Genomic DNA, 12534 nt, shown 5'->3' on the forward strand with positions numbered 1-12534 from the left:
TTTTATAAATTAAAGCACTTTCGTCGTCCAAGACTCGCAGTTCCATGTTTCTGTCGCGATATCCATATAAAAGTCTGGCTCGTGGGAAATGAGCAGAATGGAGCCTTTATATTCTTTGAGGGCGCGCTTGAGCTCTTCCTTGGCATCGACATCCAAGTGGTTTGTTGGCTCATCGAGCACCAGCAGGTTTGTTTCTGAGTTGATTAGCTTGCACAATCTGACTTTCGCTTTTTCGCCTCCGCTTAATACGGAGACGCGGCTTTCGATATGCTTTGTCGTCAGTCCGCATTTTGCCAGAGCGGCACGGATTTCATACTGCGTATAAGAAGGGAATTCGCTCCATACTTCTTCGATGCACGTATTGTTGTTTGTTTCCTTGACCTCCTGCTCGAAATAGCCGGTATAGATGTGCTCACCGCGTTCTACAGAGCCTTCGAGCGGTTGGATTTCGCCAAGCAAACTTTTCAGCAACGTCGTTTTTCCGATCCCGTTTGCGCCGTAAAGGGCGATTTTTTGGCCGCGTTCCATGCGGAGGTTGAGCGGACGGGACAGCGGGGAATCGTAACCGATCACGAGATCCTTCGTCTCAAAAATCAGCTTGCCTGACGTTCTCGCCGGCTTAAAGTGGAATTCCGGCTTTGGCTTTTCTGCCGCAAGCTCGATCATATCCATCTTATCGAGTTTCTTTTGGCGGGACATCGCCATGTTTCTCGTGCTGACACGCGCTTTGTTGCGGGCAACGAAATCCTTCAGCTCTGCGACTTCCTGCTGCTGCTTTTTGTAGGCCGCTTCAAGCTGCTGTTTTTTCACCTCGTAGACTTCCATAAACTGATGGTAGTCGCCAACATAGCGTGTCAGCTCTTGATTTTCAACGTGATAAATCAGGTTGATGACACTGTTTAAGAACGGAATATCGTGGGAAATCAGGATGAACGCGTTCTCGTATTCCTGCAGGTAGCGTTTCAGCCATTCAATATGCTGTTCATCAAGATAGTTGGTCGGCTCATCGAGAAGCAGAATTTCCGGCTTTTCAAGGAGAAGCTTAGCGAGAAGGACCTTTGTGCGCTGTCCGCCGCTCAGATCGGTGACATCTCGCTCTAAACCGATATCGCTCAAACCTAGACCGCGGGCAATTTCCTCCACCTTGGAATCGATGACATAAAAATCATTGTTTGTCAGCGCGTCTTGAATGACGCCGACTTCTTCAAGCAGCTTCTCGAGCTCGTCGGGATCAGCCTCGCCCATTTTGTTGTAAATCTCGTTCATTTCCTCTTCCATCGCAAATAAATAATGGAATGCGTCTTTCAGGACGTCGCGAATAGATTTTCCTTTTTCCAGCACGGTATGCTGATCAAGGTATCCGACACGGACATTTTTTGACCATTCGACTTTTCCCTCATCAGGTTCAAGCTTTCCGGTAATAATATTCATGAAGGTTGATTTTCCTTCACCGTTTGCGCCGATCAAGCCGACGTGCTCGCCTTTTAACAGGCGGAAGGAAACGTTATTAAAAATGGCCCGGTCCCCGAAGCCGTGGCTTAAATCCTTTACAGATAAAATACTCATGTTTACACCTCTATCATTATCAAACACGCACAATCGGCGTGTAATATTCACCCTTTTGATTATAAAGGAGGATTCGGAATGTTGAAAGGTATAGGAAAGAAAAAGAAAAATTGCGTTCCGGGCGAGGTTTTGAGATACTATGGAATAGATTTCAGGAATTGAGGAGAACAAAATGACGCAAACTTGGCCATTTTTACATAATGCACAATCATTTATACAAGAGAATTGGAATGCTTCCGGCTTTCAAACGCCAACCCCTGTTCAGGAGCAGGCAGCCCAGCTGATCATGGACGGAAAGGATGTCATTGCAGAATCGCCGACAGGCACAGGGAAGACGCTGGCGTATGCGCTGCCGGTCTTGGAGCGGATCAAACCAGAGCAAAAGCATCCGCAAGCGGTGATTTTAGCGCCTTCCCGTGAGCTGGTCATGCAGATTTTTCAGGTGATTCAGGATTGGAAAGCGGGCTCAGAGCTGCGTGCGGCTTCCTTAATCGGCGGGGCGAATGTAAAGAAGCAGGTCGAAAAGCTGAAGAAACATCCGCATATCATTGTCGGCACACCGGGCAGGGTATTTGAACTGATTAAAGCAAAGAAACTCAAAATGCATGAAGTGAAAACGATTGTACTTGATGAAACGGATCAGCTTATCCTGCCGGAGCATCGCGAGACGATCAAACAAATTATTAAAACGACATTAAGAGACCGCCAGCTTCTATGTTTCTCTGCCACGCTTAAAAAGGAAACAGAGGATGTGCTCCGCGAATTGGCGCAAGAGCCTGAGGTGTTGAAGGTACAGCGAAGCAAGGCGGAGGCAGGGAAAGTGAAGCATCAATACCTGATTTGCGACCAGCGCGACAAAGTGAAGCTGCTGCAAAAGCTGTCAAGGCTTGAAGGCATGCAGGCACTCGTATTTGTGAGAGACATTGGCAACCTGAGTGTATATGCGGAAAAACTGGCATATCACCACGTTGAACTCGGCGTTTTGCACAGTGAAGCGAAAAAAATGGAGCGGGCAAAAATCATTGCCGCATTCGAAGACGGAGAGTTTCCTCTTTTATTGGCGACTGACATTGCCGCACGCGGTTTAGACATTGAAAACCTGCCATACGTGATTCATGCTGATATTCCTGATGAAGATGGCTATGTCCACAGATCAGGACGAACAGGCCGGGCCGGAAAAGAAGGCAACGTGCTGAGCCTTGTTACGAAATTGGAGGAATCTAAGCTGAAAAAAATGGCGAAGAAGCTTGGTGTTGAACTGAGTGAAGCTGTGTATGCAGGCGGAAAACTGAAGACGAAATAAAAAGAAGGGCGAAAAGCCCTTCTTTTTATTGTAAAATAATAGAAAAAGTTTCGCGCAGGGGGTGGGAAGGTGGTTTCAATAGACAGATTTCAAACAGTGAAGGAGCCAGAGCTGAACATCCTTGAACACTGGTTTGAGAATGAGGATACCAGACGGAGAATGGATGGGATGCTGCCATTAGATGAGTGGTATGCACGAGTAAATAAAGATAAACACGATACTGTCATCATGGCGTATGATGGACAGCTGCCGGCAGGGATGGTCGTTATTGAGTTCGGGGAGAAGCGGACATATATTGGATTGATCGTCAATCCTTTGTACCGGCTTCAAGGGTACTGAAAACAAATACTGCAAAAACTGCTGAATGACCCTGAATTTAAAAGTGTGCGGGTATGGGTGGCATGTTTAGCTTGCTTTCAAGCAGCAGGATTCACTTTGGAAGATACAGAACCTGATGAAGATGGTTTTCTTACGCTGATTCTTCGCAGCTGATCTCATCGAAACACAAAAGGAGGGCAAAAAGCCCTCCCGTTTTCATCTTCATTCAGCTCGGATCACTGACCTTGATCAGCTGTTTCCCTTTATTTTCTCCCTTAAATAAACCGAGAAACGCGTCAGGAATGTTTTCGAAGCCTTCTGTGATGGTTTCCTCGTAATGGAGTTTACCAGCCTTCAGCCATTCGGCCAGCTGTTTTGCTCCCTCAGAAAAACGATCGGAGTAGTCGCTTACGATAAAGCCTTGCATCAGCGACTTCGTTTTAATGAGTTTTGATTGGACACGAGGGCCCATGTCATCTGCTTCGCTTTCTGCGTTATAGGAAGAAATGGCGCCGCACACCGGAATGCGGGCAAATTCATTGAGCAGGTTCATGACCGCGTCTGAAATCGGTCCGCCGACATTGTCAAAATACACATCGATACCGTCAGGACAAGCGTCTTGAAGCGCTTTTTGGATATCACCCGCTGTTTTGTAATTGATGGCTTCGTCAAACTGCAGCTCCTGTTTTAAATAGTCGATTTTTTCATCAGAACCCGCGATACCGACAACTCGAGCGCCTTTGATTTTGGCAATTTGACCGACTGTTGAACCGACGGCTCCGGCAGCTCCGGAGACAACCACGGTTTCGCCTTCCTTCGGGCGTCCGATGTCCAGCAATCCGAAGTATGCTGTTAAGCCGGTCATTCCCAAAATGCCGAGATAGGCCGAAGCGGGAGCAAGGCTTGTATCAATTTTTCGCAAGGCAGACTCGCTCACAGCGGAAAATTCCTGCCAGCTGAGATTTCCGATGACGATATCGCCTTTTTTCAGATGATTCCCGTCTGACACAACTTCAGCGATAACCCCGCCAGAAAGCGCTTCATTTAAAGCGAACGGCTCAACATATGACTTCGTATCCTGCATACGGCCGCGCATATAAGGGTCAACCGAAACATAAAGCGTTTTGACAAGCACTTCCCCTTGCTTGGGTTCAGGAACCGGAATGGTTTCAAAGCGAAAGTCTTCATGAACAGGAATACCTTGTGGACGTCTTGCTAATTGAATTTGCTGCTGAGATGCTGTCATTTTCATCCTCCTATCACTTGGTTGACACCACTGTAACATGGACAGGAGAGGAAATACAAAAGGTAAGCCGGCATACAAAAAAGGAGAGGGATTTCCTCTCCTTTTCATTTCGCCCGTAATTTCGGACACAGTCCCGTCGGCAGGCACATTGGCTTCTGGTCGATCGGGCTTCTCATGATGCAGCATTCCAAGCCGAAGACTTCACGGAAAAATGGCTGGGTGAACACATCTTCCGGTGTTCCGGCGTTGTATATTTTTCCGTCCAGCACACTGATTAGATAGTCAGCATATTGAGCGGCTTGGTTTAAATCATGGAGCACCATGACAACGGTGCGGCCATGGTCGCGGTTCAGCTTTTTCAGCAGTTCAAGTACTTCAATCTGGTGTGAGATGTCTAAATACGTGGTCGGCTCATCAAGCAAAAGCAAATCAGTGCCTTGTGCAAGTGCCATGGAAATCCAGGCTCTTTGTCTTTGACCGCCTGAGAGGGCATCAAGTGTCCGATCCTTCAGTTCAATCATGCCCGTTGCTTCCAGCGCCCACTCTACCATGTCATGATCCTCTTGGGTATGCTTGGATAACAGCTTTTTGTGAGGATGTCTGCCAAAATAGCATAATTCCTCTACCGTCAATCCTTCAGGAGCCTGAGGAGATTGTGGAAGAATGGCCAGTTTTTTTGCGACTTCTTTTGATGGCTGGCGGTGGATGTCTTTTCCTTCTAGTAGCACTGTACCGCTTTTCGGAGCCATCAGCCTGGCGAGCGATTTGAGGATTGTTGATTTACCGCAGCCATTAGCGCCGATGAGCGCAGTGATTTTTCCTTCTTCTATCTTTAAGTCGACTCCGTCAATAATCACTGTACTGTCATATGAAAGAGTGAGCTGGTCTGCAGCCAGTTTTCCCATGGTATCCTCTCCCTACTGTTTCCTCGCTTCGAATTTCAATAAATATAAGAAATAAGGCGCGCCGATCACGGCTGTCAGTATTCCGGCAGGTATTTCAACCGGAGGCATGATGCCACGCCCTAACGTATCTGCAATTAATAATATAATAGCACCAATCAATGCCGATGCAGGCAGTAAATATTTAGCTTTTTCTCCGGTAAGCCGTCTGGCGATATGCGGAGCAAGCAAGCCGATAAAACCGATTGAGCCGACGACGGCTACACAGCTTCCCGCCAGCGCCACCGCGGTGAAAATCAGGATGAATCGCAGCCGGTTTGCGTTTTCTCCGAGACCCTGCGCAAGCTCATCCCCGAGTGACATAAGATCCAGCTTCGGTATGAGTATGCATACGATCGGAAAAAGAATCAAAAGCCAAGGCGCAAGCAGCTTGACTTCTTCCCAGTTTCTTCCCCAGAGGCTTCCTGTCAGCCAAATGAGTGCAGCATTCACGTCGCCCGGAAACTTGACCATCATATATTGCATTCCGGCGTGGCAGACCGCGCCTAAAGCAATGCCTGATAAAGCCAGTGAAGAGGGCTGAATGCTCTTTTTTCGGGCTATCATTAATAATAGTACAGCAATAATGGCGGCTCCGGCAAATGCGGAGAACGGAAGCACGTATACCGGCGACTCAGGAAAGATGAGAATCACAGCCATCGCCGCAAGTCCGGAGCCTTTTGAAATGCCGACAACGTCCGGGGAAGCGAGCGGATTTCGGATCACACCCTGTAAAATCGCTCCGGCAGCGGCAAGCCCAGCACCGGCCAAAATCGCTAATATGATGCGGGGCAGACGATATTGCTGGATGATAAATTCAAAGGAATGATCCAGTCCCAGCAGATTCGTCACTACCGCATCAGGTGAAATGTATAATGCACCGATTCCAATGCTGATGACGGACAGAACGATCAAAATCACGGCCAATATGAGTATCGCCAGCAAGGGGCGTTTTTGTTTTCTGGTTGTTTTCTTCATTTCAGATGTCGCCCTTTCCTTGCCAAATATAAGAAAAACGGCGTTCCGATAATCGCGGTGACAATGCCGACCGGTGATTCATAAGGAAATGCAATCCATCTGGCCAGAACATCTGCGTACACCAGCAAAATGGCACCGAACAGTGCCGAAAACGGAAGCACGTATTGATAATGTTCTCCGATCAGCTTGCGGACAATATGCGGGACGAGCAGCCCGACAAAGCCAATCGGCCCGGCGACGGCTACGGAAGCGCCGGAAAGGATTAAAATAATCAAACTGATCAGAATCCGGATGCCGTTCATATTTTGTCCAAGCCCTTTTGCTGTTTCGTCTCCGAGACCGAGAACAGAAACAGAACCGGAAAATACGAGGGCAAGCCCGATGCCAATGACAGAAAACGGAGCGATGGTTATGACATCCTGCCAGTTGCTGCCGTCGATTGCGCCTGTCATCCAGTACAGAACATCCTCACCTGACTCATTTAAAATAATGATGGCCTGTGTCATAGAGGAGAGGAACAAATGCACGGCCATTCCTGACAGCGCCAGCTTAACAGGTGTCATTCCGCCGGATGAGGCAATCATATACACAATCGCGCCGCCTGCTGCCGCACCCGCAAAAGCGAATATAACAGATGAATAGGGCGATGCCGGCAGAATGACGAGAGAAGCAACGACAAAAAGCGATGCACCCGCATTCACACCGAAAATTTGGGGTGAAGCCAGAGGATTTCTGGTCATAGCCTGCATCAGCGCCCCTGCTACAGCTAGGCTGGCGCCGACAAAAACGCCGATTAAAGTGCGGGGAAGGCGAAGAGTAGAGATGATGAGCTGTTCCTTTGAACCGTCCCATACAAAAAGATATTTCAATGAATCTATGATGCCGATGTCTGAGGCTCCTACTGAAAGATTCAGCCCAAGCCCAAATATAAAAATAATCAGTGCAATGATGAACATCATCAGTCTTGATGATGAGCGCCGTTTGGCTGAATGATACAACAGTCTCACTTCCTTACTGCGTCTGGTTGCAAAAACGAAGAAGCAAGGATTTCCCCTCGCTTCTCATTTGTCCTATTTATTATACACTTTTTTAAGCACATCTTTGGCGCTTGTTTCACTAGACTTGATGCCTCTGAATCTTGTCCAAGTGTCACGGTCCGCATCATAGACTTGTCCATTTTTCACCGCTTTGAGATTTTTCCAGAGCGGGTTCGTTTTCCACTCATCTACAATGGTTTTGCCTTCGTTGGCTGAGATGAACAAAATATTAGGATCGATTTTGCTCAATTGCTCGAGGCTGACCTCTTGATAGGCGTTATCTGACTTCACAGCGTGTGTAAAGCCTAGCATTTTAAAGATTTCTCCGTCATAGGATGATGATGTATGAAGCTGGAAGGAATCCGCTCTTGCAACGCCGAGAACGATGTTGCGGTTTTCATCTTTCGGAAGTTCGGCTTTTAGATCGTTGATGACTTTTTTGTGCTCGGCAAGCTTTTCTTTTCCTTCATCTTCTTTATTTAATGCTTTAGCAATGGTCGTAAAGCTGTCGATCGTTTCGTCATATGTCGCTTCACGGCTTTTTAATTCAATTGTCGGAGCGATTTGTTTCAGCTGTTTATAAATGTTTTTATGGCGCTCAGCGTCAGCGATGATTAAATCAGGCTTCAAGGAACTGATGACCTCAAGATTGGGTTCGCTGCGTGTGCCTACAGATGTGTAATCAATGGAGCTGCCGACAAGCTTTTTAATCATATCTTTTTTGTTGTCATCGGCGATGCCCACCGGCGTAATGCCGAGATTGTGAACGGCATCCAAGAATGAAAGCTCAAGCACAACCACCCGCTTAGGTGTGCCGCTTACTGTCGTTTTTCCTTCTTCGTCATGGATCACTCTGGAATCTTTAGACTTGCTTTCGCCGCTTCCGTTGTTATTCTGGCTTGATGAACAGCCGGATACAATGAGGCAGGCGAGCAATAAAACACTCATGATGGCAATCAACTTGTTAGAATAGGTGCGCATGTCATTCTTCCTTTTTTCAGATTTAGTAATGAGAATCATTATCACATGTAACACTATAATAGCATGGCTTATCATGTCAATATTTTTTTAGTAAAGAAAGCTGCGTTTTTTACTGCTTTCTCATGAAAGCATCATCAGACACAAATAAGTGGTATGCAGCGTTACCGTGTCTTCGAGACAAAAACGCATGGGCGTTGGCTTTAGAGGTTTCGAACATATCAGCAGTGACATAAGGAAGGAGAGTGCTGAGATAACCGGACAATTTCTTTTCTATTTCATCTGTTAGTGCAAATTCAATGTCGCCGATATTCATGATAATCGAGAAAACAAAGTCGATATCGATATGAAAATGTTCCTCGGCAAAAACCGCAAGCTCGTGAATTCCTGGTGAACATCCGGCACGCTTATGGAAAATCTGTTTGACTAAATCACTCACAATCCAAGCATTGTATTGCTGTTCTGGTGAAAAGTATTGCATTAGACATACCTCCTGCTCGTACGGATAAAGGCAGCATTTCATGGTCGTGTGCTCCGTGCAGCGGCTTCTCTTTAATTTTGATTTTTCTGAAAATAGGTCCCGTTCCTATCACTTTACCATGGACGGAAAACAAATAGCTACTACCATTCCTCCTGTTTTTCTCTTTAATGTTCTGGAATCTGTTTCAGGTACAGACGATCGGGTATGAAAGAAATATAGAAAACATGAAGGAGGAATATCGACATGAAACCAGTTGTAAAAGAGTATACAAATGACGAACAGCTTATGAAGGATGTAGAGGAATTACAGAAAATGGGTGTTGCGAAAGAGGATGTATACGTCTTAGCTCACGACGATGACAGAACGGAACGCCTGGCAGACAACACGAATGCCAATACGATCGGAGCCAAAGAAACAGGTTTCAAGCACGCGGTGGGAAATATCTTCAATAAAAAAGGAGACGAGCTCCGCAATAAAATTCACGAAATCGGTTTTTCTGAAGATGAAGCCGCTCAATTTGAAAAACGCTTAGATGAAGGAAAAGTGCTTCTCTTTGTGACAGATAACGAAAAAGTGAAAGCTTGGGCATAAAGCAAAGAAAAAACCAAAAGGCCATGACGGCCTTTTGGTTTTTTTGCGGTCTTTGCGGTGGTATTTTGCAGAATGCCGCAATAGGATAGCGGAACATTTTCGGTTCTGGATGTCCCTCAATTTGCTATTATATTTTTGTGATAAATTGGAATAAAATCTCACAAAATAGAAAATGGGGGTACATAGTGGATGAAAAAAGTGATGTTAGCTACGGCTTTGTTTTTAGGATTGACTCCAGCTGGCGCGAACGCAGCTGATTTAGGCCACCAGACGTTGGGATCCAATGATGGATGGGGCGCGTACTCGACCGGCACGACAGGCGGGGCAAAAGCATCGTCCTCAAATGTGTATACCGTCAGCAACAGAAACCAGCTTGTCTCGGCATTAGGGAAGGAAACGAACACAACGCCAAAAATCATTTATATCAAGGGAACGATTGACATGAACGTGGATGACAATCTGAAGCCGCTTGGTCTAAATGACTATAAAGATCCGGAGTATGATTTGGACAAATATTTGAAAGCCTATGATCCTAGCACATGGGGCAAAAAAGAGCCGTCGGGAACACAAGAAGAAGCGAGAGCACGCTCTCAGAAAAACCAAAAAGCACGGGTCATGGTGGATATTCCTGCAAACACGACGATCGTCGGTTCAGGGACTAACGCTAAAGTCGTGGGCGGAAACTTCCAAATCAAGAGTGATAACGTCATTATTCGCAACATTGAATTCCAGGATGCCTATGACTATTTTCCGCAATGGGATCCGACTGACGGAAGCTCAGGGAACTGGAACTCACAATACGACAACATCACGATAAACGGCGGCACACACATCTGGATTGATCACTGTACATTTAATGACGGTTCGCGTCCGGACAGCACATCGCCGAAATATTATGGAAGAAAATATCAGCACCATGACGGCCAAACGGATGCTTCCAACGGTGCTAACTATATCACGATGTCTTACAACTATTATCACGATCATGATAAAAGCTCCATTTTCGGATCAAGTGACAGCAAAACCTCCGATGACGGCAAATTAAAAATTACGCTGCATCATAACCGCTATAAAAATATTGTCCAGCGCGCGCCGAGAGTCCGCTTCGGGCAAGTGCACGTATACAATAACTATTATGAAGGAAGCACAAGCTCTTCAAGTTATCCTTTCAGCTATGCATGGGGAATCGGAAAGTCATCTAAAATCTATGCCCAAAACAATGTCATTGACGTACCGGGACTGTCAGCTGCTAAAACGATCAGCGTATTCAGCGGGGGAACGGCTTTATATGACTCCGGCACGTTGCTGAACGGCACACAGATCAACGCATCGGCTGCAAACGGGCTGAGCTCTTCTGTCGGCTGGACGCCGTCTCTGCATGGATCGATTGATGCTTCTGCTAATGTGAAATCAAATGTTATAAATCAAGCGGGTGCGGGTAAATTAAATTAAGAAAGTGAAAAACACAAAGGGTGCTAACCTTTGTGTTTTTTAATTAATTAAAATGTTTATTAACTTAGTTAAGGAGTAGAATGGAAAAGGGGATCGGAAAACAAGTATATAGGAGGAGACCTATTTATGGCTTCAGAAAAAGACGCAGGAAAACAGTCAGCAGTAAAGCTTGTTCCATTGCTTATTACTGTCGCTGTGGGACTAATCATCTGGTTTATTCCCGCTCCGTCCGGACTTGAACCTAAAGCTTGGCATTTGTTTGCGATTTTTGTCGCGACAATTATCGGCTTTATCTCCAAGCCCTTGCCAATGGGTGCAATTGCAATTTTTGCATTGGCGGTTACTGCACTAACTGGAACACTATCAATTGAGGATACATTAAGCGGATTCGGGAATAAGACCATTTGGCTTATCGTTATCGCATTCTTTATTTCCCGGGGATTTATCAAAACCGGGCTCGGTGCGAGAATTTCGTATGTATTCGTTCAGAAATTCGGGAAAAAAACCCTTGGACTTTCTTATTCACTGCTATTCAGTGATTTAATACTTTCACCTGCTATTCCAAGTAATACGGCGCGTGCAGGAGGCATTATATTTCCTATTATCAGATCATTATCCGAAACATTCGGATCAAGCCCGGCAAATGGAACAGAGAGAAAAATCGGTGCATTCTTATTAAAAACCGGTTTTCAGGGGAATCTGATCACATCTGCTATGTTCCTGACAGCGATGGCGGCGAACCCGCTGATTGCCAAGCTGGCCCATGATGTCGCAGGGGTGGACTTAACATGGACAAGCTGGGCAATTGCCGCGATTGTACCGGGACTTGTAAGCTTAATCATCACGCCGCTTGTGATTTACAAGCTGTATCCGCCGGAAATCAAAGAAACACCGGATGCGGCGAAAATCGCAACAGAAAAACTGAAAGAAATGGGACCGTTCAAAAAATCAGAGCTTTCCATGGTTATCGTGTTTCTTTTGGTGCTTGTGCTGTGGATTTTTGGCGGCAGCTTCAACATCGACGCAACCACAACCGCATTGATCGGTTTGTCCGTTCTCTTATTATCACAGGTTCTGACTTGGGATGATATCAAGAAAGAACAGGGCGCTTGGGATACGCTCACTTGGTTTGCGGCGCTTGTCATGCTCGCCAACTTCTTGAATGAATTAGGCATGGTGTCTTGGTTCAGTAATGCCATGAAATCATCCGTATCAGGGTTCTCTTGGATTGTGGCATTCATCATTTTAATTGTTGTGTATTATTACTCTCACTATTTCTTTGCAAGTGCGACAGCCCACATCAGTGCAATGTATTCAGCATTTTTGGCTGTCGTCGTGGCAGCGGGCGCACCGCCGCTTTTAGCAGCGCTGAGCCTCGCGTTCATCAGTAACCTGTTCGGGTCAACGACTCACTACGGTTCTGGAGCGGCTCCGGTCTTCTTCGGAGCAGGCTACATCCCGCAAGGCAAATGGTGGTCCATCGGATTTATCCTGTCGATTGTTCATATCATCGTATGGCTTGTGATCGGCGGATTATGGTGGAAAGTACTAGGAATATGGTAGAAAGAAAAAGGCAGACGCGGTCTGCCTTTTTTTTATTTTCACTCCTTCGCAAGAAAACGGATTTTGAAAAATGAGAAAAT

At 46.2% G+C, this 12534-nt stretch carries 11 protein-coding genes and 1 pseudogene; 5 read left to right on the forward strand and 7 right to left on the reverse strand.

Features of this window, described 5'->3' with window-relative positions:
• Window positions 1–9: 9 nt before the first annotated feature.
• Entirely contained in the window at window positions 10–1566 is a 1557-nt protein-coding gene (locus AC0OMU_RS00640) for an ABC-F family ATP-binding cassette domain-containing protein (RefSeq protein WP_014476110.1), read from the reverse strand.
• Between the two features lie 172 nt (window positions 1567–1738).
• Between AC0OMU_RS00640 and AC0OMU_RS00645 the strand changes: the two genes are divergently transcribed.
• Both AC0OMU_RS00645 and AC0OMU_RS00650 read left to right on the forward strand, forming a co-directional pair.
• On the forward strand, window positions 1739–2869 hold the full coding sequence (locus tag AC0OMU_RS00645; RefSeq protein WP_015482943.1) for a DEAD/DEAH box helicase: 1131 nt from the start codon (window positions 1739–1741) through the stop codon (window positions 2867–2869).
• A gap of 69 nt (window positions 2870–2938) precedes the next feature.
• A pseudogene (locus AC0OMU_RS00650) lies at window positions 2939–3361 on the forward strand (GNAT family N-acetyltransferase).
• A gap of 52 nt (window positions 3362–3413) precedes the next feature.
• Here the strand turns inward: AC0OMU_RS00650 and AC0OMU_RS00655 are convergent.
• The 6 genes from AC0OMU_RS00655 to AC0OMU_RS00680 all read right to left on the reverse strand — a co-directional run bounded on the left by AC0OMU_RS00655 (window position 3414) and on the right by AC0OMU_RS00680 (window position 8848).
• Window positions 3414–4433, reverse strand: a complete 1020-nt coding sequence (locus AC0OMU_RS00655; RefSeq protein WP_367147995.1) for an NADP-dependent oxidoreductase — start codon at window positions 4431–4433, stop codon at window positions 3414–3416.
• 104 nt (window positions 4434–4537) lie between these two features.
• Window positions 4538–5338 carry a Fe(3+)-citrate ABC transporter ATP-binding protein YfmF gene (yfmF, locus tag AC0OMU_RS00660; protein WP_003233737.1) on the reverse strand — a complete coding sequence of 267 codons (801 nt, stop codon included), beginning with the start codon at window positions 5336–5338 and terminating at the stop codon, window positions 4538–4540.
• A 12-nt stretch (window positions 5339–5350) separates the two neighbouring features.
• A complete protein-coding gene (yfmE, locus tag AC0OMU_RS00665; protein WP_003243506.1) occupies window positions 5351–6352 on the reverse strand; it encodes a Fe(3+)-citrate ABC transporter permease YfmE in 1002 nt (333 codons plus the stop codon).
• Window positions 6349–7350 carry a Fe(3+) dicitrate ABC transporter permease FecD gene (gene fecD / locus AC0OMU_RS00670; protein WP_015482945.1) on the reverse strand — a complete coding sequence of 334 codons (1002 nt, stop codon included), beginning with the start codon at window positions 7348–7350 and terminating at the stop codon, window positions 6349–6351. Before fecD ends, yfmE begins: the two co-directional genes overlap by 4 nt.
• 72 nt (window positions 7351–7422) lie before the next feature.
• On the reverse strand, window positions 7423–8370 hold the full coding sequence (gene yfmC / locus AC0OMU_RS00675) for a Fe(3+)-citrate ABC transporter substrate-binding protein YfmC (RefSeq protein WP_474240830.1): 948 nt from the start codon (window positions 8368–8370) through the stop codon (window positions 7423–7425).
• Window positions 8371–8479: 109 nt separating this feature from the next.
• The gene (locus AC0OMU_RS00680) at window positions 8480–8848 is read right to left on the reverse strand and encodes a YfmB family protein (RefSeq protein ID WP_003233730.1); all 369 of its coding nucleotides are present in this window, start codon (window positions 8846–8848) and stop codon (window positions 8480–8482) included.
• A gap of 243 nt (window positions 8849–9091) precedes the next feature.
• On the opposite strand from AC0OMU_RS00680, the gene AC0OMU_RS00685 reads away from it, so the two are divergent.
• The 3 genes from AC0OMU_RS00685 to AC0OMU_RS00695 all read left to right on the forward strand — a co-directional run bounded on the left by AC0OMU_RS00685 (window position 9092) and on the right by AC0OMU_RS00695 (window position 12454).
• Window positions 9092–9439 carry a YflT domain-containing protein gene (locus tag AC0OMU_RS00685; RefSeq protein ID WP_003233729.1) on the forward strand — a complete coding sequence of 116 codons (348 nt, stop codon included), beginning with the start codon at window positions 9092–9094 and terminating at the stop codon, window positions 9437–9439.
• 189 nt (window positions 9440–9628) lie between these two features.
• Window positions 9629–10891 (forward strand): pectate lyase, encoded by a 1263-nt coding sequence (locus tag AC0OMU_RS00690; protein WP_032726666.1) that lies wholly within the window; start codon window positions 9629–9631, stop codon window positions 10889–10891.
• Window positions 10892–11017: 126 nt separating this feature from the next.
• Window positions 11018–12454: an anion permease gene (locus AC0OMU_RS00695; protein ID WP_015383080.1), complete on the forward strand. Its 1437-nt coding sequence runs from the start codon at window positions 11018–11020 to the stop codon at window positions 12452–12454.
• Window positions 12455–12534 lie beyond the last annotated feature (80 nt).

This window comes from Bacillus sp. FAU18, from assembly GCF_056033885.1.

Excerpts from the sequence above, each read along its gene's own strand:
- AC0OMU_RS00655 (WP_367147995.1), bottom strand. The coding sequence starts at position 4,433 with ATGACAGCATCTCAGCAGCAAATTCAATTAGCAAGACGTCCACAAGGT.
- AC0OMU_RS00690 (WP_032726666.1), top strand. The coding sequence starts at position 9,629 with ATGAAAAAAGTGATGTTAGCTACGGCTTTGTTTTTAGGATTGACTCCA.
- yfmE (WP_003243506.1), bottom strand. The coding sequence starts at position 6,352 with ATGAAGAAAACAACCAGAAAACAAAAACGCCCCTTGCTGGCGATACTC.
- AC0OMU_RS00695 (WP_015383080.1), top strand. The coding sequence starts at position 11,018 with ATGGCTTCAGAAAAAGACGCAGGAAAACAGTCAGCAGTAAAGCTTGTT.
- yfmC (WP_474240830.1), bottom strand. The coding sequence starts at position 8,370 with ATGCGCACCTATTCTAACAAGTTGATTGCCATCATGAGTGTTTTATTG.
- AC0OMU_RS00685 (WP_003233729.1), top strand. The coding sequence starts at position 9,092 with ATGAAACCAGTTGTAAAAGAGTATACAAATGACGAACAGCTTATGAAG.
- AC0OMU_RS00680 (WP_003233730.1), bottom strand. The coding sequence starts at position 8,848 with ATGCAATACTTTTCACCAGAACAGCAATACAATGCTTGGATTGTGAGT.
- AC0OMU_RS00640 (WP_014476110.1), bottom strand. The coding sequence starts at position 1,566 with ATGAGTATTTTATCTGTAAAGGATTTAAGCCACGGCTTCGGGGACCGG.
- AC0OMU_RS00645 (WP_015482943.1), top strand. The coding sequence starts at position 1,739 with ATGACGCAAACTTGGCCATTTTTACATAATGCACAATCATTTATACAA.
- yfmF (WP_003233737.1), bottom strand. The coding sequence starts at position 5,338 with ATGGGAAAACTGGCTGCAGACCAGCTCACTCTTTCATATGACAGTACA.